Raw genomic sequence first — 25,026 nt, 5'->3', positions numbered from 1 at the left:
CGACACACGACAACGCCGCGTTATACACCTTTTCCCTGATACTACCGCCTGATGTATCGACATAAGCGCAACATATAAGGGAACGGTGAAATAAACGATGGGCGTTACCTGACAACGGGCTGCGGGATAATGAGCTAAACCAATTCTGCGGCAGCAATTATAACACCCCAATAAAAAATGTGCCGAAAACATTCACTTCCGGGGCAAAAATAATGTCCGCGGCACCCAAAAACGGGAGGCCAGCGGCTGTTGGCGTAAACCCGCGAGGTGATCGAGGTAGTCACGACGTGGAATTTCAATGGCGCCGAGCGAGGCGGTATGACTATTAAGTACCTGACAATCAATAAGTTTACCGCCGTGACGGATAAATTCAGCGCAAAAAACCAGCAGTGCGGTTTTAGAGGCATTCTCCTGGCGGCTAAACATCGATTCGCCGCAAAACAGCGCCCCCTGCGAGACGCCATACATCCCGCCGACCAGTTCCTGATCGCGCCACACTTCAATGGAGTGCGCGTGGCCCAATTCATGTAATCGGCGATAGGCTTCCTCAATACCACGCGTTATCCAGGTGCCTTCGTCACGGTGATTGGCGCATCCATCAATGACCCGATCGAAAGCGTAATTGAGCGTCACGCGGTAAGGGGATGCGTTGTGAAAGCGCTTCATGCTGCGACTGAGGTGAAACTTTTCAGGCCACAGCACGGCGCGCGGATCGGGCGACCACCACAGAATCGGGTCGCCCGGCGAAAACCACGGGAAAATCCCGTGCTGGTAGGCCATTAACAACCGGGCAGGGCTGAGATCGCCGCCCAGCGCCAGTAAACCGTTAGGCTCGCGTAAAGCGCCTTCCGGCGAAGGGAAAGCGATAGAATGTCGGGAAAGCTGAACCAGACGCATGACGGCGAAACTCCAGTACGCAAGTCGGATCGTTCAATAATAGCTTACAGACGTTGTTTAAACTGATAATAGCGCCCTTGTCCGGCTAACAATTCTGCATGAGTGCCTTGCTCAATGATGCGCCCGTCGTCCATTACGATGATTTGATCAAAACGGGCCAGGCCGCGCAAACGGTGCGTCACCATCAGGATGGTTTTCTCGCGCATCACATCGGCAAGTAATTCCAGCATTTCGCTCTCGGTGGTCGCATCCAGCCCCTCAGTGGGCTCATCCAACAGCATTAACGGAGCATCATGCAACAGCGCGCGGGCGATGGCCAGACGACGAAGTTCGCCGCCGGATAGCAGGCGACCGCCTTCGCCGAGCCAGCTATTAAGCCCACTATCTTCGAGCAGATTTTCGAGGCCGACGCGACGCAGCATGTCGGAAAGGGCTTCGTCGCTGGCATTGGGCGCCGCCAGTAATAAATTATCACGCAGCGTGGCGCTGAACAGGTGGACACGCTGGGGCACCACGCTGATAGTCCGGCGTAAGGCGGACTCGCTCAGCGAGGATAGCGGAAGATCGTTGAGCAGAATTTCGCCTTGTTGCGGGTCCCAGGCGCGGGTGAGTAGCTGCAACAGCGTTGATTTTCCGCAGCCGGTACGCCCCAGAATAGCGACATGCTCGCCAGGATTAGCCTGTAATGAGAGGGCATTGAGCGCATTAATCGGCTGGTCGGGATAACGAAACGAAACGTCCCGCAGGGTGAGTGTGACCTTTTCCGGCGCGGGAGTTTCTGCCTGCGGAAAGGTCACCTCCGGTTTTTGCTCCGTTAATTCAGTGATACGAAGCGCAGAGGCGATAACCTGCCCCAGATGCTGGAATGCGCCGGTAACGGGCGCAAGCGCCTCGAAAGCCGCCAGCGCGCAGAAGACAAACAGCGCGATGAGCGCGCCGGGCTGCGTATTGCCGCCAACGCCGCCGGAGGCTATCCACAACATTAACATCACCGCCAGCGCGCCAATCAGCAGCATTAACGCCTGCGATAAGGCGGTGAGTTCAGACTGTCGGCGTTGGGCCTCATGCCATTGTAATTCGGTGGCTTCCATTTGCGCCCGATAGCGTTTGCTGGCGCCAAAAATGGTGAGTTCCGCCTGGCCCTGTAACCATGACGTGAGCTGCTGGCGATACTGACCGCGTAGATGCGTCAGATTTTGGCCGGTATTTTTGCCGGCGCGATAAAACATCGGCGGCATAATAAACAGCGTCAACAGCATAATGCCGCCCAGCGTGATCGCCAGCGTCACGTCGAGAACGCTAAGCCCCAGGGTGACAATCATAATCACTACAAAAGCGCCGACCAGCGGGGAGATGACGCGCAAATAGAGATGGTCCAGCGTGTCGACGTCGGCAACGATGCGGTTCAGCAGTTCACCTTGCTGATAACGTGCCAGACCCGCGGGGGAGAGTGGTAGAAGTTTGCTAAAGGTATAAATACGCAGATGTTGCAGTACGCGGAACGTGGCGTCATGACTTACCAGACGTTCAAAATAACGACCGGCGGTACGGGTAATGGCCGCGCCGCGCACGCCGGCTGCCGGGAGCATATAGTTAAAACTGTAAATTCCCGCGAAGCCTGCGATAGCGGACGCGGACAGGAACCAGCCGGAAAGCGTCAGCAGCCCGATACTGGCAAGCAGGGTCAGGATTGCCAGCGCAATTCCCAGCGTTAGCATCCATTTGTGGCGTTTATAAAGCGTCAGATAAGGGAGTAGCGCGCGCATTTAAATATCCTCCTGACGGTGAGCCAATAACGTCGCAAAAGCGCCGTTGGCGGCGCTGAGTTCAGCATAACTGCCTTGTTCGACAATCGCGCCATCTTGCATAACCCAGATAGCGTCCCAGTCGGCGAGATCTTCCAACTGATGCGTCACCATTAATGTGGTCTGGCGTTTTGACGCCGCTTTTAACGCCTGCATGACGCGTTGCTCGCTGTGAGCGTCCAGGCTTGCCGTCGGTTCATCCAGCAGTAGCAGTTGACAGGGATTAAGTAGCGCGCGGGCGACCGCTACACGCTGTGCCTGGCCGACGGAAAGTCTGCTGGCATGATTGCCGAGCGGGGTGTCTACTCCCTGCGGCAGCAGCGGTAAAAATTCGCTTACCCATGCGGCGTCAAGCGCGGCATAAAGTTCCTGCTCGCTGGCGTCCGGGCGCGCCAGTAATACATTTTCGCGTAGCGTCGCCGCAGGTAATTGCGGGTTTTGTCCGACCCAGGAGAGATGCTGGCGCCAGGATTCCGGCGAGAGATCGCGAAGTTCGACACCGTTAATACGCAAAGAGCCCTGATAGGAGAGAAAACCGGATAATACATTCAACAGAGAGCTTTTACCGGAACCGCTGCGTCCTACCAGGACGGCGCGTTCTCCTGCCGCTAATGAGAAATTCAGCGGCCCGGCAAGCGTTTTGCCTTCTGGCGAGGTGATAATAAGATTGACTGCGTCAATGGTTACAGGTTCGTTTTCCGCCAGCTCAACTTCGCCGCGCGCCGGGTGGGCAAGGGGTGTTTCCAGAAATGTCTTCAGACTATCCGCCGCGCCAACCGCCTGCGCCTTAGCATGATAAAACGTGCCGAGGTCGCGTAATGGCTGGAAAAACTCCGGCGCGAGGATCAAGGCGAGGAACCCGGCGGCGAGCGTCACACCGGTACCGTAATGACCAAAGTTCAGCTCGCCCAGGTAAGAGAAGCCAAAATAAACGGCGACCAGCGCAATAGAAAGCGAGGTGAAAAATTCCAGCACGCCGGAAGATAAAAAGGCGAGGCGCAGTACTTCCATCGTGCGCTGACGAAAATCCTGCGATGCTGCGCGAATGCTCTCGGTTTCCGCTTCTCCACGACCGAAAATTCGCAGCGTTTCCATCCCGCGCAGACGGTCAAGAAAATGGCCGCTTAGCCGGGCAAGCGCCAGGAAATTGCGGCGGTTGGCGTCAGCCGCGCCCATTCCTACCATCGCCATAAATAGGGGAATGAGCGGGGCGGTGCCCAGCAGAATCAGCGCCGCCGCCCAATTTGACGGGAAAATCGCCGCCACGATTAAGAGCGGTACGCAAACGGCAAGCGCCATTTGCGGCAGATAGCGCGCATAATAGTCATGCATATCGTCAATCTGTTCCAATACCAGCGTCGCCCAGCTACCGGCGGGCTTGCCCTGAATCCAGGCTGGGCCGGCTTGCTGCAGACGATCCAACACCTGACGGCGGATCTCAAAGCGAATATGTTGTCCGGCATGAAAACCGACGCGCTCGCGCAACCACACCACCCAGGCGCGGAGGACAAAGACCAGTATCAGCAGGATAAAAGGGAGCAACAGCGCTTCCCGTGGAATGTTCTCCATGATCATATGTTGCAGGATACGCGCCATGATCCAGGCCTGAGCGACAATTAATACGCCACTCATGAACCCCAACAGGCGGGAAATATTCAACCACCGTTGGGAGATTACGCTTTGCTGTTTTAACCAGCGGGTCAGCTCTTTTTGACGGGTTTTATTCATTGCACGCTTAGCAGGTGAGTTATTGGAATTTCAGGCAGGGCAATGTTACAACGACGCAAAAATAAAGGCGACTTATAGTCGCCTTTTTTACTTTTGTTACTGATTTGTAAAAACTATTTACTCGCGTCGGCCAGACCATCGAGATAGCGTTCGGCATCCAGCGCTGCCATGCAACCCGTACCTGCAGAGGTGATCGCCTGACGGTAAATATGATCCATGACGTCACCCGCCGCGAATACGCCAGGGATGCTGGTTTGTGTGGCGTTGCCATGGGTGCCGGACTGAACTTTGATATAACCATTTTCCAGCTCAAGCTGGCCTTCGAAGAGCGCCGTGTTTGGGCTATGACCGATGGCCACGAAAAGTCCGGCGATGTCCAGCGTCTCGATATTATCGCTCTGCTGCGTGTCGCGAAGACGCAGGCCGGTGACGCCCATCTGATCGCCGGTCACTTCTTCCAGCGTCCGGTTGGTGTGCAGGATGATATTGCCATTTTCGACTTTATCCATCAGACGCTTAATGAGAATTTTTTCAGCGCGGAAACCGTCACGGCGATGGATAAGGTGCACTTCCGAAGCGATGTTGGACAGATAAAGCGCTTCTTCAACCGCGGTGTTGCCGCCGCCGATCACCGCCACTTTCTGATTGCGGTAGAAGAAACCGTCGCAGGTTGCGCAGGCGGAAACGCCGCGCCCTTTAAAGGCTTCTTCCGATGGCAGCCCCAGATAGCGCGCGGAAGCGCCGGTCGCAATGATCAACGCATCACAAGTGTACTCTGCGCTGTCACCTGTCAGACGGAACGGACGATTTTGCAGATCCACGTTGTTGATGTGATCAAAGATTATCTCAGTTTCAAATTTTGCCGCATGCTCATGCATGCGTTCCATCAGCAGCGGGCCGGTCAAATCGTTTGGATCGCCGGGCCAGTTTTCCACTTCCGTCGTGGTAGTCAGTTGACCGCCTTTTTCCATACCGGTAATAAGTACGGGCTGTAAATTTGCGCGCGCGGCATACACCGCCGCGGTATATCCCGCCGGTCCTGAGCCCAGAATAAGCAGCTTACTGTGTTTGGTCGTGCCCATGAGATCCCCATAGTTGTTGGCAGACAATGAGCAGAATTGTAGGGAATTTACAGACGTAAAAAAAGAGCATAACGATTTTGTTAACAATATGTGTAATAGCATGAACCGATGAACGACCGCGACAGCGGCGTTATCATCACAAACTTTAATTAAAATCGGTAACTTATAAGGTGACGAAATGGCAGTTTACCGCCCTCTCTAATGAATAACTGGCATGTTGTACTAAAAATCGATGTTTTGCTTTGACAATCACCTGCTGTTTTGCGAAAACATTCGAGGAAGAAAAAAACTGTGTTATGTATGTGCTGCATAATCATGCATGTAAATACCATGTTTACCGGGCTAGTGAAATCTACGCATGGCGTGGACAGACGCCATTCGTGATGTCGATAGCTGCCGCGAGGCAACGGTCTTCTCACCATAGACCAGGCATTGCGCGCCGTTAATCCCTCTGGGTTTCGGTCTATCGTGATGGGCAGCGACTCTGAACAGTGATGTGAGTAGAGTCAGGCAGGAGTAGGGAAGGAATACAGAGAGACAATAATAATGGTAGATAGCAAGAAGCGCCCTGGCAAAGATCTCGACCGTATCGATCGTAACATTCTTAATGAACTGCAAAAGGATGGGCGTATTTCCAACGTCGAGCTTTCTAAACGAGTAGGACTTTCGCCGACACCTTGCCTTGAGCGTGTGCGTCGGCTGGAGCGACAGGGGTTTATCCAGGGCTATACGGCGCTGTTGAACCCGCATTATCTGGATGCGTCACTTCTGGTATTCGTTGAGATTACCTTAAATCGCGGCGCGCCGGATGTGTTTGAACAGTTTAATGCCGCCGTGCAAAAGCTTGAAGAGATTCAGGAGTGTCATTTGGTTTCCGGCGATTTCGACTACCTGTTGAAAACCCGTGTACCGGATATGTCAGCGTATCGAAAACTATTGGGAGAGACGTTGCTGCGCTTGCCAGGTGTGAACGACACCCGAACTTACGTAGTGATGGAAGAGGTAAAACAGAGTAATCGTCTGGTTATTAAGACACGCTAACACGGAACAGGTGCAAAATCGCTGTAGTTTGATTACACTCCTGTTAATCCATACAGCAACAGTGCCGGGGCAACCCGGTGCTGTTGTCCGTTTTAGCATCGGGCGGGAAAAGCCTGGAACCTGGAGAGCCTTTTTTGAGCCAGGAATATACTGAAGACAAAGACGTCACATTGACGAAGTTAAGCAGCGGGCGCCGACTTCTGGAAGCGTTGTTGATACTTATTGCCCTTTTTGCCGTCTGGTTGATGGCGGCCTTGTTGAGCTTTAACCCTTCGGACCCCAGTTGGTCGCAAACCGCCTGGCATGAACCCATCCATAATTTAGGCGGCGCGCCGGGCGCGTGGCTGGCCGATACACTGTTCTTTATTTTTGGCGTAATGGCCTACACCATCCCTGTCATTATTGTCGGCGGGTGTTGGTTTGCGTGGCGTCATCAGTCTACGGATGATTACATCGACTATTTTGCTGTGTCGCTACGCCTTATCGGCGTGCTGGCGCTGATTCTCACTTCCTGCGGTCTGGCGGCCATTAATGCCGACGATATCTGGTATTTCGCCTCCGGCGGCGTAATTGGCAGCCTGTTAAGCACCACGCTGCAGCCGTTGTTGCATAGTAGCGGCGGAACGATAATGCTTCTCTGTATTTGGGCTGCCGGGCTGACGCTCTTTACCGGCTGGTCCTGGGTCAGTATCGCCGAAAAATTAGGCGGCTGGCTGCTTAATATACTGACCTTCGCCAGCAACCGTACCCGGCGTGATGATACGTGGGTTGACGACGAAGAGTATGATGACGAATACGATGAAGAAACCGACGGCGTGCAGCGTGAATCTCGCCGGGCGCGTATTTTGCGCGGCGCGTTGGCGCGTCGTAAGCGACTGGCTGAAAAATTCAGCAATCCACGGGGCCGTCAGACCGATGCCGCGCTCTTTTCCGGCAAACGGATGGATGATGACGAGGACATTCAGTATAGCGCGCGCGGCGTCGCTGCCGATCCCGACGACGTTCTGTTTTCGGGCAACCGTGCGACGCAGCCGGAATATGATGAATATGATCCGCTGTTAAACGGCCATTCTGTCACCGAACCGGTCGCCGCCGCTGCGGCTGCAACCGCCGTCACCCAGACGTGGGCAGCGTCCGCCGATCCCATAATGCAAACGCCGCCCATGCCGGGGGCTGAGCCGGTTGTCGCGCAACCGACCGTGGAGTGGCAGCCCGTACCGGGGCCGCAAACCGGCGAACCGGTTATCGCGCCTGCGCCGGAGGGGTATCAGCCGCATCCGCAATATGCTCAACCGCAAGAGGCGCAAAGTGCGCCGTGGCAGCAACCTGTGCCTGTCGCTTCCGCGCCGCAATACGCCGCGACGCCAGCGACCGCAGCAGAATATGACTCTCTTGCGCCGCAGGAAACACAGCCGCAATGGCAGCCGGAGCCGACCCATCAGCCGACGCCGGTTTATCAGCCGGAGCCGATAGCGGCTGAACCTTCTCACATGCCGCCGCCGGTTATCGAACAGCCGGTTGCCACCGAGCCTGAACCTGACACAGAAGAGACCAGACCTGCCCGTCCTCCGCTTTACTATTTTGAAGAGGTGGAAGAGAAACGCGCCCGTGAGCGCGAACAACTGGCGGCATGGTATCAACCGATTCCGGAGCCGGTAAAAGAGAACGTGCCGGTCAAACCTACGGTATCTGTCGCGCCGTCCATACCGCCAGTGGAAGCGGTAGCCGCCGCCGCGTCGCTTGACGTAGGTATTAAGAGTGGCGCCCTGGCAGCAGGCGCCGCGGCCGCTGCGCCTGCCTTTAGTCTGGCTACCGGCGGCGCGCCGCGTCCGCAGGTGAAAGAGGGGATTGGTCCGCAACTGCCGCGTCCGAACCGCGTTCGCGTGCCGACCCGACGGGAACTGGCATCGTACGGTATTAAGCTGCCGTCACAGAGGATTGCAGAAGAAAAAGCCCGCGAGGCGGAGCGCAATCAGTACGAGACGGGCGCGCAGCTAACCGATGAAGAAATAGATGCAATGCATCAGGACGAGTTAGCCCGTCAGTTTGCGCAGTCGCAGCAGCATCGTTATGGTGAGACGTATCAGCATGATACGCAACAGGCAGAAGATGACGATACCGCTGCGGAAGCTGAATTAGCCCGCCAGTTTGCCGCTTCGCAACAGCAGCGCTATTCCGGCGAGCAACCCGCTGGCGCGCAGCCGTTCTCACTGGACGATCTGGATTTCTCGCCAATGAAAGTATTGGTTGATGAAGGTCCGCACGAACCGCTGTTCACGCCGGGTGTCATGCCCGAGTCAACGCCTGTTCAGCAACCGGTAGCGCCGCAGCCTCAGCCACAGTACCAGCAGCCGCAGCAGCCGGTAGCGCCGCAGCCGCAGTATCAGCAGCCGCAGTATCAGCAGCCGCAACAGCCGGTAGCGCCGCAGCCGCAGTATCAGCAGCCGCAACAGCCGGTAGCGCCGCAGCCGCAGTATCAGCAGCCGCAACAGCCGGTAGCGCCGCAGCCGCAGTATCAGCAGCCGCAACAGCCGGTAGCGCCGCAGCCACAGTATCAGCAGCCGCAGCAGCCGGTAGCGCCGCAGCCACAGTATCAGCAGCCGCAACAGCCGGTAGCGCCGCAGCCGCAGTATCAGCAGCCGCAACAGCCGACAGCGCCGCAAGACAGCCTGATCCACCCGCTGTTGATGCGTAACGGCGACAGTCGTCCATTGCAGCGTCCGACGACGCCGCTGCCTTCATTAGATCTTCTGACGCCGCCGCCGAGCGAAGTTGAACCGGTAGATACCTTTGCGCTGGAACAAATGGCGCGTCTGGTTGAAGCGCGTCTGGCGGATTTCCGCATTAAAGCTGATGTGGTGAACTATTCGCCAGGCCCGGTCATTACTCGCTTTGAACTCAATCTGGCCCCGGGCGTTAAAGCGGCGCGTATCTCCAACCTTTCCCGGGATCTGGCGCGCTCATTGTCAACGGTAGCCGTACGCGTTGTGGAAGTCATTCCAGGCAAACCTTACGTAGGGTTGGAATTGCCGAACAAGAAACGGCAAACCGTTTATCTGCGCGAAGTGTTGGATAACGCCAAATTCCGCGAGAATCCGTCGCCGCTTACCGTGGTGTTAGGTAAGGATATCGCGGGCGATCCGGTAGTGGCGGATCTGGCGAAAATGCCTCACCTGCTGGTGGCCGGTACGACCGGTTCCGGTAAGTCGGTCGGGGTTAACGCCATGATCCTCAGTATGCTGTATAAAGCGCAGCCGGAAGACGTTCGCTTTATCATGATCGACCCGAAAATGTTAGAACTTTCGGTCTATGAAGGTATACCGCATCTGCTGACGGAAGTTGTTACCGACATGAAAGACGCGGCTAACGCGTTACGCTGGAGCGTCAATGAGATGGAGCGTCGCTATAAGCTGATGTCCGCGCTCGGCGTGCGTAATCTGGCTGGGTATAACGAGAAAATCGCCGAAGCGGCCCGCATGGGACGTCCGATTCCGGACCCATACTGGAAGCCGGGCGACAGTATGGATGTTCAGCATCCGGTTCTGGAAAAACTGCCGTATATCGTGGTACTGGTCGATGAATTTGCCGACCTGATGATGACCGTCGGTAAAAAAGTTGAAGAGCTGATCGCGCGTCTGGCGCAGAAAGCGCGCGCTGCGGGGATTCACCTGGTACTGGCGACGCAGCGTCCGTCGGTCGATGTGATTACTGGTTTAATTAAAGCCAACATTCCAACCCGTATCGCTTTTACCGTATCCAGCAAGATCGACTCCCGCACCATTCTTGATCAGGGTGGCGCTGAGTCGCTATTGGGAATGGGGGACATGCTCTATTCCGGACCAAACTCCACCATGCCCGTACGTGTCCATGGGGCGTTTGTGCGTGACCAGGAAGTCCATGCGGTGGTGCAGGACTGGAAAGCGCGCGGTCGTCCGCAATATGTGGATGGCATTACCTCCGACAGCGAAAGCGAAGGTGGCGGTGGCGGTTTTGACGGCGGCGAAGAATTAGATGCGCTATTCGATCAGGCCGTTAATTTCGTCACCCAGAAGCGTAAAGCGTCCATTTCCGGCGTTCAGCGTCAGTTCCGCATCGGCTATAACCGTGCGGCGCGTATTATCGAACAGATGGAAGCGCAGGGTATTGTCAGCGCTCAGGGGCATAACGGTAATCGTGAAGTGCTGGCTCCGCCGCCTTTTGAGTAAACCTGTAAGACGGATGGCGCTGTGCAGGCTGCCATCCGGCAACAAAATTCAGTATTTTCTTCTTTCCTCATGCTGATTTTTGGCCTGGAATAGAAAGCAAAAGGAGCTCCTGGTCGGGAGTGTCGAAACCTGAGGAATAATGATGAAAAAAATGGCAATCGCCTGTGCATTACTTTCAAGCGTTGTAGCCAGCAGCGTATGGGCTGACGCCGCCAGCTCTCTGAAAAGCCGTCTGGATAAAGTGAGCAGCTTTCATGCCACCTTTACTCAAAAAGTCACCGATGGCAGCGGTGCCGCGGTGCAGGAGGGACAGGGTGATTTATGGGTTAAGCGGCCAAATCTATTCAACTGGCATATGACGCAACCTGACGAGAGTATTCTGGTTTCTGACGGCAAAACGTTATGGTTCTATAACCCGTTTGTAGAACAGGCTACCGCCACGTGGTTGAAAGATGCCACCGGAAATACACCGTTTATGCTGATTGCCCGCAACCAGGCCAGCGACTGGCAGCAGTATAATATTAAGCAGGATGGCGATAATTTTGTGCTGACGCCGAAAGCCAGCAACGGCAATCTGAAACAGTTCACCATCAATGTGGGGCGCGACGGGACTATCCACCAGTTTAGCGCCGTAGAACAAGACGATCAGCGTAGCGCCTATCAGCTAAAATCCCAGCAAAACGGCGCTGTTGATCCGTCAAAATTTACGTTTACTCCGCCGCAAGGGGTAACGATAGACGACCAACGTAAGTAGAGGCGATGAGTGAGCAATCTGTCGCTCGATTTTTCTGGTAATACGTTTCAACCGCTGGCCGCGCGAATGCGGCCGGAAAATTTAGCGCAGTATATCGGCCAGCAGCATTTGCTGGCCGCAGGTAAGCCGTTGCCTCGCGCTATTGAGGCCGGGCATCTGCACTCCATGATTTTATGGGGGCCGCCAGGGACGGGGAAAACCACGCTCGCTGAAGTGATCGCCCGCTACGCCAGCGCCGATGTCGAGCGTATTTCCGCCGTCACTTCTGGGGTAAAAGAGATTCGTGAAGCTATCGAGCGCGCCCGCCAGAATCGTAATGCCGGTCGCCGTACCATCCTGTTTGTCGATGAAGTGCATCGCTTTAACAAAAGCCAGCAGGACGCCTTTTTACCGCATATCGAAGATGGCACTATCACCTTTATCGGCGCGACCACGGAAAATCCCTCTTTTGAGCTGAACTCGGCGCTATTGTCGCGAGCGCGGGTCTATCTGCTGAAATCGTTGACTACTGACGATATTGAGCAAGTACTGGACCAGGCGATGCAGGACAAAACGCGTGGTTACGGCGATCAGGATATCGTGTTACCGGATGAGACACGGCGAGCGATTGCTGAGCTAGTCAATGGCGACGCGCGGCGCGCCTTAAATACGCTGGAAATGATGGCCGATATGGCGGAGGTGGATGACAGCGGCAAACGCGTTTTATTGCCCGCCTTGTTGACCGAGATCGCCGGCGAGCGCAGCGCGCGTTTTGATAACAAAGGCGATCGCTTCTACGATCTTATTTCCGCCTTACATAAATCAGTGCGCGGCAGCGCGCCGGATGCCGCCCTCTATTGGTATGCCCGTATCATTACCGCGGGAGGCGATCCGCTGTACGTGGCGCGTCGCTGCCTGGCGATTGCCTCGGAAGATGTGGGTAATGCCGATCCGCGCGCGATGCAGGTCGCCATTGCCGCGTGGGATTGTTTCACCCGCGTCGGCCCGGCTGAAGGCGAAAGGGCGATCGCGCAGGCTATCGTTTATCTCGCCTGCGCGCCGAAGAGCAACGCCGTCTATACCGCCTTTAAGGCTGCGCTGGCCGACGCGCGCGAACGTCCTGATTATGACGTTCCTGTCCATCTGCGTAATGCGCCAACCAAACTGATGAAAGAGATGGGCTATGGCCAGGAGTACCGCTATGCCCACGATGAGCCCAATGCCTATGCTGCGGGTGAAGTGTACTTCCCGCCGGAAATCGCGCAAACGCGCTATTATCATCCGACAAATCGTGGTCTGGAAGGCAAGATTGGCGAAAAGCTCGCCTGGCTGGCTGAACAGGATCAAAATAGCCCCACAAAACGCTACCGCTAGTGTAAACGTTGCGGTAAGGTTATCTCTAAATATGATGCTCCAGGTATCATGGCGTTGATGATGAACCTCGTTATGCCTGATAGCACGTTGCTTATGAGGTCCGCGGGTATAGCGCAATGGATGCGTTGTTGCTGTCGTCGGTCAGGTAAGGCGAAAACGTCGCTATTACGTAAACGGGGTTTACGTTCATCAATACAATCAGAGGCGATCATCAATTGATCGCGTTTCCTTTTATTATTCGATAAGCACAGGATAAGCATGCTCGATCCCAATCTGCTGCGTAATGAGCCAGACGCAGTCGCTGAAAAACTGGCACGCCGGGGCTTTAAGCTGGATGTAGATAAGCTGCGCGCTCTTGAAGAGCGTCGTAAAGTTTTGCAGGTCAACACGGAAAACCTGCAGGCGGAGCGTAATTCTCGATCGAAATCCATCGGCCAGGCGAAAGCGCGCGGGGAAGATATCGAGCCTTTACGCCTGGAAGTGAATAAACTGGGCGAAGAGCTGGATGCGGCGAAAGCCGAGCTGGATACCTTGCTGGCGGAGATCCGCGATATCGCGCTGACCATCCCAAACCTGCCTGCGGATGAAGTGCCTGTAGGTAAAGATGAAAACGACAACGTTGAAGTCAGCCGCTGGGGTACCCCGCGTGAATTTGATTTTGAAATCCGCGATCACGTCACCTTAGGGGAAATGCACTCCGGCCTCGACTTTGCCGCTGCGGTTAAGCTGACCGGCTCCCGTTTTGTGGTGATGAAAGGACAGATTGCGCGTATGCATCGCGCATTATCGCAGTTCATGTTGGATCTGCATACGGAACAGCACGGCTATAGCGAAAACTACGTGCCGTATCTGGTTAACCACGACACGCTGTATGGCACCGGTCAACTGCCGAAATTCGCAGGCGACTTGTTCCATACCCGTCCGCTGGAAGAAGAAGCAGACAGCAGCAATTATGCTTTGATCCCGACGGCGGAGGTTCCGCTGACCAATCTGGTACGCGATGAAATCATCGACGAAGATCAGCTGCCGATTAAAATGACGGCGCATACGCCTTGTTTCCGTTCTGAAGCAGGTTCTTATGGTCGTGATACCCGTGGCCTGATTCGTATGCATCAGTTTGACAAAGTTGAGATGGTGCAGATCGTTCGCCCGGAAGATTCTATGGCTGCGTTGGAAGAGATGACCGGCCACGCGGAAAAAGTGCTCCAGCTACTGGGACTGCCGTACCGTAAAATCATTCTGTGCACTGGCGATATGGGCTTCGGCGCCTGCAAAACCTATGACCTCGAAGTCTGGGTTCCGGCGCAGAATACCTACCGCGAGATCTCTTCCTGCTCTAACGTCTGGGACTTCCAGGCGCGTCGTATGCAGGCACGCTGTCGCAGCAAGTCCGACAAAAAGACCCGTCTGGTCCATACCCTGAATGGTTCTGGTCTGGCGGTAGGTCGTACCCTGGTGGCCGTGATGGAAAACTATCAGCAGGCTGATGGCCGCATTGAAGTGCCGGAAGTATTACGTCCGTACATGAACGGACTGGAATATATCGGCTAATCCTCGCTTTCTCCTCTTCTAAAAAGCGCCTTCGGGCGCTTTTTTTATGCCAGTTTGATACCGGACAATAATCCCTACCCTATTAGGGGTAATACTGATTTCGAATGAAGGTCAGTTTTTAACACTATTTTTCTACTTTTTCGATATATATCAGACTTTATAGCGATGCTATCGCTATATAAAATTCTATACATCGTTTTATTGTTTTTTTTATTGTGAGCAGCAGAGTGAGCCCTTATGAAAACTAAGATCCCTGATGCCGTGCTGGCAGCCGAGGTGAGCCGTCGTGGTTTAGTCAAAACCACCGCGATAGGCGGCCTGGCGATGGCCAGTAGCGCATTTACCCTGCCATTTACCCGCATCGCTAACGCCGCAGAGGCGATAAGCCCGACGAAAACCGACGAGAAAGTCGTCTGGAGCGCCTGTACGGTAAACTGTGGCAGCCGTTGTCCGCTACGTATGCATGTTGTGGATGGCGAAATCAAATATGTAGAAACGGATAATACCGGAAACGATGATTACGATGGCTTGCATCAGGTTCGCGCCTGCCTGCGCGGTCGTTCTATGCGTCGTCGCGTCTATAACCCGGATCGGCTCAAGTATCCGATGAAGCGCGTCGGCGCGCGCGGCGAAGGTAAATTTGAGCGTATTAGCTGGGACGAAGCCTACGATATCATTGCCACCAATATGCAGCGTCTTATCAAAGAGTATGGCAACGAGTCCATTTATCTGAACTATGGCACGGGTACGCTGGGCGGCACTTTGACACGTTCATGGCCGCCAGGAAAAACGCTGGTCGCTCGTCTGATGAACTGCTGTGGCGGTTATCTGAACCACTACGGTGATTACTCTTCCGCGCAAATCGCAGCGGGTCTGAATTACACCTATGGCGGCTGGGCGGATGGCAATAGTCCATCCGACATTGAAAACAGTAAGCTGGTGGTGTTGTTTGGTAATAACCCTGGCGAAACCCGCATGAGCGGGGGCGGTGTAACCTATTATCTTGAACAGGCGCGGCAGAAATCAAACGCGCGGATGATCATTATCGACCCTCGTTACACCGACACTGGCGCTGGTCGCGAAGATGAGTGGATTCCGATTCGTCCAGGTACCGATGCGGCGCTGGTCAATGGTCTGGCATATGTCTTAATCACCGAGAACATGGTCGATCAGCCGTTCCTGGATAAATATTGCGTCGGTTATGACGAAAAAACCTTGCCTGCCAGCGCGCCGAAAAACGGTCACTACAAAGCCTATATTCTGGGCCAGGGTAAAGACGGTATCGCGAAGACGCCGGAGTGGGCGGCGCAAATTACCGGTATCCCGGCGGATCGCATTATTAAGCTGGCGCGAGAAATCGGCAGCGCTAAACCCGCCTATATTTGCCAGGGATGGGGACCACAACGTCATGCTAATGGAGAAATCGCCACGCGCGCCATCTCGATGCTGGCGATCCTGACGGGTAATGTTGGGATTAACGGAGGTAACAGCGGCGCGCGCGAAGGGTCTTATGCCCTGCCATTTGAACGTATGCCCACGTTAGAAAACCCGGTTGAAACCAGCATCTCCATGTTTATGTGGACCGATGCCATTGAACGCGGCCCGGAAATGACGGCGCTGCGTGATGGCGTGCGGGGGAAAGATAAGCTGGACGTGCCGATTAAAATGATCTGGAACTATGCTGGCAACTGTTTGATTAACCAGCACTCTGAGATTAACCGCACCCACGAAATCCTGCAGGATGACAAGAAATGCGAAATGATCGTCGTTATCGACTGTCATATGACCTCGTCGGCAAAATACGCCGATATTCTGTTACCGGATTGCACTGCTTCTGAGCAGATGGACTTTGCGCTGGATGCCTCCTGCGGGAACATGTCTTACGTTATCTTCACTGACCAGGCAATTAAACCGCGCTTCGAGTGTAAGACGATTTATGAGATGACCAGCGAACTGGCGAAACGTCTTGGCGTGGAACAACAGTTTACCGAAGGACGGACGCAAGAAGAGTGGATGCGTCATCTGTACGAACAGTCGCGTAAATCCATTCCGAATCTGCCCACCTTTGAGGAGTTCCGTAAGCAAGGCATCTTCAAACAGCGCGACCCCGAAGGCCACCATGTCGCCTATAAAGACTTCCGCGAAGATCCGCAAGCGAATCCACTTACAACGCCATCGGGCAAGATTGAAATCTATTCACAGGCGTTGGCGGATATCGCCGCTACCTGGGAGCTGCCGGAAGGCGACGTGATCGATCCATTACCGATCTACACGCCAGGTTTTGAAAACTATAACGATCCGCTAACGGATAAATTCCCGCTGCAGTTGACGGGTTTCCACTATAAAGCGCGTGTGCATTCCACTTATGGCAACGTAGACGTACTGAAAGCCGCCTGTCGCCAGGAAATGTGGATTAACCCAATGGATGCGCAGAAACGCGGTATCAACAATGGCGATAAAGTCCGCATCTTCAACGATCGCGGCGAAGTTCATATCGAGGCTAAAGTGACGCCGCGCATGATGCCGGGCGTGGTCGCTCTGGGAGAAGGCGCATGGTATGACCCGGATGCAAAACGCGTGGATCAGGGCGGATGTATTAACGTACTGACGACCCAACGTCCTTCTCCGCTGGCGAAGGGGAACCCGTCACATACGAACCTCGTTCAGGTTGAAAAGGCGTAAGGAGTAACCGATGACAACCCAGTATGGATTTTTTATTGATTCCAGCCGTTGCACCGGTTGCAAAACCTGCGAACTGGCCTGCAAGGACTACAAAGATTTGACCCCGGATGTCAGCTTCCGCCGCATTTATGAGTATGCGGGCGGTGACTGGCAGGAAGATAACGGCGTCTGGCACCAGAACGTCTTTGCCTACTATCTCTCCATCTCCTGTAACCACTGCGAAGACCCGGCCTGTACCAAAGTCTGTCCGAGCGGCGCGATGCACAAGCGCGATGACGGTTTTGTGGTGGTGAACGAAGAGGTCTGTATCGGCTGCCGCTACTGCCACATGGCCTGCCCGTACGGCGCGCCGCAGTACAACGCGGCCAAAGGTCATATGACCAAGTGCGACGGCTGTTATGACCGGGTGGCGGAAGGCAAAAAGCCGATCTGCGTCGAATCCTGCCCGCTGCGGGCGCTGGATTTCGGCCCGATAGACGAACTGCGCAAAAAACACGGTGAGCTGGCTGCCGTCGCGCCGTTGCCGCGCGCGCATTTCACGAAGCCGAATATTGTGATTAAACCCAACGCCAACAGCCGCCCGACCGGGGACACCACCGGTTATCTGGCCAATCCGAAGGAGGTATAAGATGGGAAGTGGATGGCATGAATGGCCGTTGATGATCTTCACGGTCTTTGGTCAGTGCGTGGCCGGTGGTTTTATTGTTCTGGCTCTGGCGCTGATGAAGGGCGACCTGCGCGCGGAAACGCAGCAGCGGGTGATCGCCTGTATGTTTGGTCTGTGGGTGCTGATGGGGATTGGCTTTATCGCCTCGATGCTGCATCTGGGCTCGCCGATGCGCGCGTTTAACTCGCTTAACCGCGTGGGTGCTTCCGCACTGAGCAATGAAATTGCCAGCGGCTCGGTGTTTTTTGCGGTCGGCGGGATTGGCTGGCTGCTGGCGGTACTGAAAAAGCTGCCGCCGGCACTGCGCACACTCTGGCTGATTATCACGATGGTACTGGGCGTCGTCTTCGTCTGGATGATGGTACGCGTCTATAACAGCATCGATACAGTACCGACCTGGTATAGCGTCTGGACGCCGCTGGGCTTCTTCCTGACGCTCTTTATGGGTGGCCCGCTACTGGGTTATCTGCTGCTGCGCATCGCGGGCGTGAACGGTTGGGCGATGCGTCTGTTGCCGGCGGTGTCGGTGCTGGCGCTGGTGGTTATTGCCATTATGGTGGCCATGCAGGGCGCGGAACTGGCGACGATTCACAGTTCCATTCAGCAGGCGTCTGCTCTGGTACCGGATTATGGTTCGCTGATGGCCTGGCGTATGGTGCTGCTTGCGGCGGCGTTGTGCTGCTGGATTGTGCCACAGTTAAAAGGGTATCAACCTGCGGTACCGTTGCTCTCTGTCGCCTTCATTCTGATGCTGGCGGGGGAATTGATTGGCCGCGGCGTATTCTATGGGCTGCATATGACCGTGGGCATGGCGGTAGCCAGCTAACGCGTTGACGCGCATTCGGCCTGCAGAACGTGCAGGCCGAATGCGCCTTTAGCCACCATCAATCTAAGGAATATAACCGGGGTGGAGAAGGCGCATATAAATCCATAGAGAAGAAAACGAAGCTAAAGGAACCATGAAATTTTTCGACTGAACAAAACGCCGATTTTGCGGGTTAGATCAATAAAAACAAGGGGATGAATTTTTAGCCTTTCAATATATTCACGTGCAGAATAAGTAAATCAAATCGATAGTCTCAAAACTTGCGAATCGCCCATGCGGAGCCGATTGACAATGTTTTTGGCGATGGCATGATGCGCATGAAATTTGAACTTCCTCACGGTTTTTATTCATGTCCACCTATACCCGTCCCGTCATGCTTTTGCTGTGCGGGCTACTTTTGTTGACCCTGGCCATTGCGGTACTGAATACGCTTGTGCCGCTGTGGCTTGCTCAGGCAAACCTTCCTACCTGGCAGGTGGGGATGGTCAGCTCGTCTTATTTTACCGGCAATCTGGTCGGGACGTTATTTACCGGGTATTTAATTAGACGCATTGGGTTTAACCGTAGCTATTATCTTGCCTCGCTGATCTTCGCCGCGGGTTGTGTCGGGTTGGGGGTGATGGTGGGGTTCTGGAGCTGGATGAGCTGGCGTTTTATTGCCGGTATCGGCTGCGCTATGATTTGGGTGGTTGTCGAAAGCGCGTTGATGTGCAGCGGAACCTCGCATAATCGCGGGCGCCTGCTTGCTGCCTATATGATGGTCTATTACATGGGGACCTTCCTTGGACAATTATTGGTCAGTAAAGTATCTGGTGAATTGCTGCACGTCCTTCCCTGGGTGACCGGAATGATTCTGGCGGGAATTCTGCCGCTACTCTTTACCCGAATTGTAAATCAGCAAACGCAGGCACGTCATTCCTCTTCTATTAGCGCCATGCTGAAGCTACGCCAGGCGCGTCTTGGCGTGAATGGTTGTATTATTTCCGGCATTGTTCTTGGTTCATTATATGGTCTGATGCCGTTATATCTGAAGCATCAGGGGATGGCTAACGCCAGCATCGGTTTCTGGATGGCGGTGCTGGTGAGTGCCGGCATTTTGGGGCAATGGCCAATGGGACGTCTGGCGGACAAATTTGGTCGCTTGCTGGTGTTACGCGTACAGGTATTCGTTGTCATACTCGGTAGTATTGCCATGTTAACCCAGGCGGCGATGGCGCCAGCTCTGTTTATTCTGGGGGCGGCGGGTTTTACGCTTTATCCCGTTGCAATGGCCTGGGCCTGTGAAAAAGTCGAACACCACCAGCTTGTGGCAATGAACCAGGCGCTGTTGTTAAGTTATACGGTAGGGAGCCTGTTGGGGCCGTCTTTTGCTGCGATGTTAATGCAGAATTATTCAGATAATCTGCTGTTTATTATGATCGCCAGCGTATCGTTTATTTATCTGCTGATGCTGTTACGTAACGCCGGCCAAACGCCCAATCCTGTCGCCCACATCTAACTGTTCTCTGAATCGTATGCAGGACGTGAGTCTTGCATACTCTTTGTTTATGTTTTACGTAAAATAATTGACCTGCATAATTTTCTTGCTTTACTGAAAAATAAAATGTGCCGAAGGTTATAATTTTGCGCTCCTCTATTTTCTCTCTTCGTCTTTACCGCGCATAATCCCCCGCTTCATTTATAGTAATAGCATTGTGTTCACGAAGGATCGCGTTATGCCGAATGTGCAGGAAAAACAGTTGCGATGGTACAACATCGCCTTGATGTCGTTTATTACCGTTTGGGGATTCGGCAATGTTGTCAATAACTATGCTAACCAGGGGTTAGTGGTTGTCTTCTCCTGGGTGTTTATTTTTGCGCTCTATTTTATTCCTTATGCCTTAATCGTGGGGCAACTGGGCTCAACCTTCAAAGAGGGAAAAGGGGGCGTCAGTACCTGGATTAAGCATACGATGGGGCCGGGGTTGGCTTACCTTGCGGCATGGACTTATTGGGTCGTGCATATTCCCTACCTGGCGCAAAAGCCGCAGGCGATACTCATTGCATTGGGATGGGCTTTAAAAGGCGACGGCTCGTTGATAAAAGAATATACCGTCGTTGCCTTGCAGGGGCTGACGCTGGCATTGTTTGTTTTCTTTATGTGGGTTGCTTCCCGGGGGATGAAATCGCTAAAGGTTGTTGGGTCTGTGGCCGGAATTGCCATGTTTATCATGTCAATTTTATATGTTGTGATGGCAGTGACCGCGCCAGCAATTACAAACGTTGAAATTGCGACCACTAACATCACCTGGCAGTCATTTATTCCTCATATCGATTTTACCTATATCACCACCATCTCTATGTTGGTCTTTGCGGTTGGTGGGGCAGAGAAGATCTCGCCTTATGTTAACCAGACGCGGAATCCAGGAAAAGAATTTCCGAAGGGGATGCTCTTTTTAGCCGTCATGGTTGCGGTCTGCGCTATCCTCGGTTCGTTGGCGATGGGAATGATGTTTGATTCCCGGCATATACCTGACGATTTAATGACCAATGGGCAATATTATGCATTCCAGAAATTGGGTGAGTATTACCATATGGGTAATTCATTAATGGTGATTTATGCCATTGCCAATACTCTGGGGCAAATCGCCGCGCTGGTGTTTTCTATTGATGCGCCACTGAAAGTCTTACTGGGTGATGCAGACAGTAAATATATCCCGCAGCGCTTATGTCGTACTAACGCTTCAGGTACGCCAGTTAATGGTTATTTACTGACATTAGTGTTGGTCGCTATCTTGATTATGTTGCCAACGCTTGGCATCGGCGATATGAACAACCTGTACAAATGGCTGCTTAATCTCAACTCAGTCGTTATGCCGCTGCGCTATCTGTGGGTATTCGTCGCCTTTATTGCCGTCATTCGACTGGCGCAAAAGTACAAACCCGAATATGTGTTTATTCGCAACCGGGCGTTGGCGTTAACTGTGGGGATATGGTGTTTTGCCTTCACCGCGTTTGCCTGCCTTACCGGTATTTTCCCCAAAATGGAGGCGTTCACACCGGAGTGGACATTCCAGCTGACGTTGAACATCGTGACACCTTTTGTCCTGGTCGGGTTGGGATTAATTTTCCCACTGCTGGCGCGTAGAAACACATAACGACGCTCTTTTCCACGGCGCTCCTGTCAGGCGAGCGCCTTTTAAGGTTACAGGTGCCTGGGTTCCAGGCGGAGACCACGGTATTAACAGGCGCCGGGGGCAGCAATAGTTGTCAGACCTTCAACCCAGCAGCAGATAAGCGACTCTGTATTTAATACCTGGTAAGCGCAATATTGTTAACCAGGCCTGTCTGACGGCGGGGTCGGGTATTTTAGCGGTAAGAGCGTTACCCAGACAGCAAAACGGCTACCGTCATGGGTAGCCGTTTAAAAGCGGATAAGATAGCAGGCGATTAATACATCACTTTATGACCATACTGCTCAAGAATACCCTTTACACGCTCCATGGTCTCTTTTTTAGGCGGCTTCACGCCATCCAGTTTATATTCTTCGCCCATTGCCACCCATTTATGTTTGCCCAGCTCATGATAGGGCAGCAGTTCGATTTTTTCGACATTACCCATATCGCGGGTAAACTCACCCAGGCGATGCGCGGAATCATCGTCGTCAGACCAGCCGGGAACGACAACGTAACGGATCCAGACCTTCACATTTTTCTTTGATAAATACTGCGCGAATTCCAGCGTCCGGTGATTGGAGACACCGACCAGATTCTGGTGGATCTCATCATTCATCTGCTTGAGATCGAGCATCACCAGATCGGTAACGTCCAGCAGTTCATCAATCACCGGGTCATAACGGCGCACAAAGCCGTTGGTGTCGAGACAGGTGTGGATACCTTCTTTTTTACAGGCGCGAAACCAGTCGCGTACAAATTCTGCCTGCAAAATGGCCTCGCCGCCGGATGCCGTCACGCCGCCGCCAGAAGCATTCATAAAATGCCGATAGGTCACCACCTCTTTCATTAAGTCTTCAACGGTGATTTCTTTACCGCCATGCGTATCCCATGTGTCGCGGTTATGGCAATACAGGCAGCGCATCAGGCAGCCCTGGAAAAAGGTAATAAAGCGGATGCCTGGGCCATCAACGGTGCCACAGGACTCAAAGGAGTGAATGCGACCAATAACCGGCTTTTTATCAGCAGTTACTGCAACACTTTCATTTGTAATACAATCGGTTAAGTTACTCATATCGCTTCGGCTAGCTCTAAATAACATGGGGTTTATGGACACATTCCGGGCATGTTGAGCACCCTGGTAAGGGGGTTGCATCCTGTAAAAAAGCGGTACTGCGAGCGTAAATTTTGGACTACAGAATGTGTGGCTGTTCCAGAATGTGCTGCAATGGAGCTATTTTACCTCTATTCAGTATAAAATATACGGCAAATCTATGCTGCATAACTCGCACAGCCAGAAATTCTGGCTCATTCATCAGCTCGTAACGCCCGAACCGCAATACATACTGTAAGTGTATCATCCATAGCGTCCTGGTTTTGCTGTTTATGAACCGTCTCTTTTTTCAAATGGTTGATGCCGTTTTTGTGGTCAGAACAAAAATAATTCTCAACATAATTCAGATGTGTCCAAAGAACGTTACGCCTGTCCAGTGCCTGGCGTTGCATTCAACGCGCAATCAGGTGTAAATCTGATGTCATTTCTAAACCCGGACTGATTCAATCTCTTAAATAGAGTGTGGTTTTAATCAAAAAATGAGAGCAACGGATTGGATTTTGCTTTCGCGGTAAATAATCAAGGGAGTTATTATGCCAGTTACGTTAAGTTTTGGTAATCGTCATAACTATGAAGTTAATGCTTCACGGCTAACCCGTTTGATGAGTCCTGATAAAGAAGAAGCGCTATACATGGGGGTATGGGATAGATTTAAGGACTGCTTCAGAACACACAAAAAAAAAGAGGTGCTGGAGGTATTATATACACTCATCCATGGATGTGAACGTGAAAATCAAGCTGAACTTAATGTTGATATAACCGGCATGGAGAAGATACATGCCTTTACACAATTAAAACAATATGCTAATCCATCTCAACAAGACCGCTTTGTTATGCGTTTTGATATGAATCAGACACAAGTTTTATTTGAGATTGATGGCAAGGTTATTGATAAATGTAATTTGCATCGTCTCCTCAACGTTTCAGAAAACTGTACTTTTAAAGTGATGGAAGACGATGAAGTAGAGTTGTTTTTTAAAATATGTATTAAATATGGAGAAAAAATTGCTCGCTATCCAGAATTATTAGAAGGCTTTGCTAATGAACTTAAAGATGCAGTTAATGAGGATGATGACATTAAGGATGAAGTTTATAAGCTTATGCGATCTGGAGAAGATCGAAAAATGGCATGTGTTCAATGGAATGGTACGCTTACTGAAGAGGAGATGAATAAACTACGCTGTCTTCAAATGGGGTCTTTTAATATTACTACCCAATTTTTTAAAATAGGTTACTGGGAATTAGAGGGGGAAGTCCTGTTTGATATGGTTCATCCAATACTTAGCTATCTGCTACAAGCATATAAACCGTCATTGTCACCTGATTTAATAGAAACTAATACCATGGTGTTTTCTGATGTATTAAATAAGGATTATGATGATTATCAAAATAATAAAAGAGAAATTGATGCTATTCTGAGAAGAATATATAGAACACATGATAACACTTTATTTATAAGTGAAGGTCCTAGTTGTCGAAATATGCTTATATAAAAAGTCATTAAAAAGGCTCCACTGACATGGAGCCTTTTTTTTGTCTATGGAAAACCCCCAGCTAGGCTGGGGGTTCCGGAAAGCTTTCAGCTTTAAGCCAGTTATTAAAACCCCTTTTGATTTGTTAAAACATCTTGCGGTCTGGCAACTGCAAAAGTTCAATAAGAAATCAAAAGGGGGTCCCAATGGGGGACGAAAAGAGCTTAGCGCACACCCGATGGAACTGTAAATATCACATAGTTTTCGCGCCCAAATACCGAAGACAAGCGTTCTATGGAGAGAAGCGTAGGGCAGTAGGCAGCATATTAAGAAAATTGTGTGAATGGAAAAACGTACGAATTCTGGAAGCAGAATGTTGTGCAGATCATATTCACATGCTTCTGGAGATCCTGCCGAAGATGAGTGTGTCGAGTTTCATGGGATATCTGAAGCGTAAAAGTAGTCTGATGCTTTACGAGCAGTTTGGGGATCTAAAATTCAAATACAGGAACAGGGAGTTCTGGTGCAGAGGGTACTATGTCGATACGGTGGGTAAGAATACGGCGAAGATACAGGACTACATAAAGCACCAGCTTGAAGAGGATAAAATGGGTGAGCAATTATCGATCCCTTATCCGGGCAGCCCGTTTACGGGCCGTAAGTAACGAAGTTTGATGCAAATGTCAGATCGTATGCG

General features: G+C 52.5%; 17 protein-coding genes and 1 pseudogene. 12 read left to right on the top strand and 6 right to left on the bottom strand.

Annotated elements, in window-relative coordinates; genetic code table 11:
* Positions 1-192: 192 nt before the first annotated feature.
* From aat to trxB, 4 genes are all read right to left on the bottom strand, one after another.
* The gene (aat, locus tag HU143_RS14645) at positions 193-897 is read right to left on the bottom strand and encodes a leucyl/phenylalanyl-tRNA--protein transferase (protein ID WP_001241641.1); all 705 of its coding nucleotides are present in this window, start codon (positions 895-897) and stop codon (positions 193-195) included.
* 44 nt (positions 898-941) lie between these two features.
* The gene (cydC, locus tag HU143_RS14640) at positions 942-2,663 is read right to left on the bottom strand and encodes a heme ABC transporter ATP-binding protein/permease CydC (RefSeq protein WP_023227174.1); all 1,722 of its coding nucleotides are present in this window, start codon (positions 2,661-2,663) and stop codon (positions 942-944) included.
* On the bottom strand, positions 2,664-4,430 hold the full coding sequence (gene cydD / locus HU143_RS14635) for a heme ABC transporter permease/ATP-binding protein CydD (protein ID WP_023227173.1): 1,767 nt from the start codon (positions 4,428-4,430) through the stop codon (positions 2,664-2,666).
* A 113-nt stretch (positions 4,431-4,543) separates the two neighbouring features.
* Entirely contained in the window at positions 4,544-5,512 is a 969-nt protein-coding gene (gene trxB / locus HU143_RS14630; protein ID WP_000537407.1) for a thioredoxin-disulfide reductase, read from the bottom strand.
* Positions 5,513-6,058: 546 nt separating this feature from the next.
* Here trxB and lrp point away from each other — a divergent pair.
* The 10 genes from lrp to HU143_RS14580 all read left to right on the top strand — a co-directional run bounded on the left by lrp (position 6,059) and on the right by HU143_RS14580 (position 21,728).
* The gene (gene lrp / locus HU143_RS14625) at positions 6,059-6,553 is read left to right on the top strand and encodes a leucine-responsive transcriptional regulator Lrp (RefSeq protein WP_000228469.1); all 495 of its coding nucleotides are present in this window, start codon (positions 6,059-6,061) and stop codon (positions 6,551-6,553) included.
* Between the two features lie 134 nt (positions 6,554-6,687).
* Positions 6,688-10,758: a DNA translocase FtsK gene (ftsK, locus tag HU143_RS14620; RefSeq protein ID WP_053505571.1), complete on the top strand. Its 4,071-nt coding sequence runs from the start codon at positions 6,688-6,690 to the stop codon at positions 10,756-10,758.
* A gap of 142 nt (positions 10,759-10,900) precedes the next feature.
* Positions 10,901-11,512 carry an outer membrane lipoprotein chaperone LolA gene (lolA, locus tag HU143_RS14615; protein WP_001519746.1) on the top strand — a complete coding sequence of 204 codons (612 nt, stop codon included), beginning with the start codon at positions 10,901-10,903 and terminating at the stop codon, positions 11,510-11,512.
* Between the two features lie 9 nt (positions 11,513-11,521).
* On the top strand, positions 11,522-12,865 hold the full coding sequence (gene rarA / locus HU143_RS14610) for a replication-associated recombination protein RarA (protein ID WP_023227591.1): 1,344 nt from the start codon (positions 11,522-11,524) through the stop codon (positions 12,863-12,865).
* Positions 12,866-13,123: 258 nt separating this feature from the next.
* On the top strand, positions 13,124-14,416 hold the full coding sequence (gene serS / locus HU143_RS14605) for a serine--tRNA ligase (RefSeq protein WP_000886697.1): 1,293 nt from the start codon (positions 13,124-13,126) through the stop codon (positions 14,414-14,416).
* A 237-nt stretch (positions 14,417-14,653) separates the two neighbouring features.
* Positions 14,654-17,098 (top strand): dimethylsulfoxide reductase subunit A, encoded by a 2,445-nt coding sequence (gene dmsA, locus HU143_RS14600; protein WP_000850262.1) that lies wholly within the window; start codon positions 14,654-14,656, stop codon positions 17,096-17,098.
* Positions 17,099-17,108: 10 nt separating this feature from the next.
* The gene (dmsB, locus tag HU143_RS14595) at positions 17,109-17,726 is read left to right on the top strand and encodes a dimethylsulfoxide reductase iron-sulfur subunit DmsB (protein WP_000213069.1); all 618 of its coding nucleotides are present in this window, start codon (positions 17,109-17,111) and stop codon (positions 17,724-17,726) included.
* 1 nt (position 17,727) lies between these two features.
* Positions 17,728-18,591, top strand: a complete 864-nt coding sequence (locus HU143_RS14590; RefSeq protein WP_000534681.1) for a dimethyl sulfoxide reductase anchor subunit family protein — start codon at positions 17,728-17,730, stop codon at positions 18,589-18,591.
* 349 nt (positions 18,592-18,940) lie between these two features.
* Positions 18,941-20,089, top strand: a complete 1,149-nt coding sequence (locus HU143_RS14585; RefSeq protein ID WP_023227590.1) for an MFS transporter — start codon at positions 18,941-18,943, stop codon at positions 20,087-20,089.
* Positions 20,090-20,306: 217 nt separating this feature from the next.
* Complete coding sequence (locus HU143_RS14580) at positions 20,307-21,728, top strand: APC family permease (protein WP_001134264.1); 1,422 nt, start codon at positions 20,307-20,309, stop codon at positions 21,726-21,728.
* Between the two features lie 292 nt (positions 21,729-22,020).
* Here HU143_RS14580 and pflA read toward each other — a convergent pair whose 3' ends face one another.
* Together pflA and HU143_RS24575 are read right to left on the bottom strand one after the other, a co-directional pair.
* Positions 22,021-22,818, bottom strand: coding sequence for a pyruvate formate lyase 1-activating protein (pflA, locus tag HU143_RS14575; protein ID WP_000067928.1), 798 nt, complete (start codon positions 22,816-22,818; stop codon positions 22,021-22,023).
* A 118-nt stretch (positions 22,819-22,936) separates the two neighbouring features.
* Positions 22,937-23,260 (bottom strand): annotated as a pseudogene (locus tag HU143_RS24575) (cytoplasmic protein).
* A 130-nt stretch (positions 23,261-23,390) separates the two neighbouring features.
* On the opposite strand from HU143_RS24575, the gene sopD2 reads away from it, so the two are divergent.
* Positions 23,391-24,350, top strand: a complete 960-nt coding sequence (sopD2, locus tag HU143_RS14570; protein WP_023227588.1) for a type III secretion system effector SopD2 — start codon at positions 23,391-23,393, stop codon at positions 24,348-24,350.
* A gap of 185 nt (positions 24,351-24,535) precedes the next feature.
* The gene (gene tnpA, locus HU143_RS14565) at positions 24,536-24,994 is read left to right on the top strand and encodes an IS200/IS605-like element IS200F family transposase (protein ID WP_053505608.1); all 459 of its coding nucleotides are present in this window, start codon (positions 24,536-24,538) and stop codon (positions 24,992-24,994) included.
* The last annotated feature ends 32 nt before the right edge of the window (positions 24,995-25,026 follow it).

The sequence above is a fragment of the Salmonella sp. SJTUF14076 genome, assembly GCF_015534835.1.
Classification (GTDB): domain Bacteria; phylum Pseudomonadota; class Gammaproteobacteria; order Enterobacterales; family Enterobacteriaceae; genus Salmonella; species Salmonella enterica.
Note: the sequence above shows the minus strand (reverse complement) of the source record. Positions and strands in the feature narration are given on the sequence as shown.

Bases quoted from the DNA above. Each gene is read 5' to 3' on its own strand.
- sopD2 (WP_023227588.1), top strand. From the start codon at position 23,391: ATGCCAGTTACGTTAAGTTTTGGTAATCGTCATAACTATGAAGTTAAT.
- cydD (WP_023227173.1), bottom strand. From the start codon at position 4,430: ATGAATAAAACCCGTCAAAAAGAGCTGACCCGCTGGTTAAAACAGCAA.
- HU143_RS14590 (WP_000534681.1), top strand. From the start codon at position 17,728: ATGGGAAGTGGATGGCATGAATGGCCGTTGATGATCTTCACGGTCTTT.
- HU143_RS14580 (WP_001134264.1), top strand. From the start codon at position 20,307: ATGCCGAATGTGCAGGAAAAACAGTTGCGATGGTACAACATCGCCTTG.
- cydC (WP_023227174.1), bottom strand. From the start codon at position 2,663: ATGCGCGCGCTACTCCCTTATCTGACGCTTTATAAACGCCACAAATGG.
- HU143_RS14585 (WP_023227590.1), top strand. From the start codon at position 18,941: ATGTCCACCTATACCCGTCCCGTCATGCTTTTGCTGTGCGGGCTACTT.
- dmsB (WP_000213069.1), top strand. From the start codon at position 17,109: ATGACAACCCAGTATGGATTTTTTATTGATTCCAGCCGTTGCACCGGT.
- pflA (WP_000067928.1), bottom strand. From the start codon at position 22,818: ATGAGTAACTTAACCGATTGTATTACAAATGAAAGTGTTGCAGTAACT.
- trxB (WP_000537407.1), bottom strand. From the start codon at position 5,512: ATGGGCACGACCAAACACAGTAAGCTGCTTATTCTGGGCTCAGGACCG.
- tnpA (WP_053505608.1), top strand. From the start codon at position 24,536: ATGGGGGACGAAAAGAGCTTAGCGCACACCCGATGGAACTGTAAATAT.
- lrp (WP_000228469.1), top strand. From the start codon at position 6,059: ATGGTAGATAGCAAGAAGCGCCCTGGCAAAGATCTCGACCGTATCGAT.
- dmsA (WP_000850262.1), top strand. From the start codon at position 14,654: ATGAAAACTAAGATCCCTGATGCCGTGCTGGCAGCCGAGGTGAGCCGT.
- aat (WP_001241641.1), bottom strand. From the start codon at position 897: ATGCGTCTGGTTCAGCTTTCCCGACATTCTATCGCTTTCCCTTCGCCG.
- serS (WP_000886697.1), top strand. From the start codon at position 13,124: ATGCTCGATCCCAATCTGCTGCGTAATGAGCCAGACGCAGTCGCTGAA.
- lolA (WP_001519746.1), top strand. From the start codon at position 10,901: ATGAAAAAAATGGCAATCGCCTGTGCATTACTTTCAAGCGTTGTAGCC.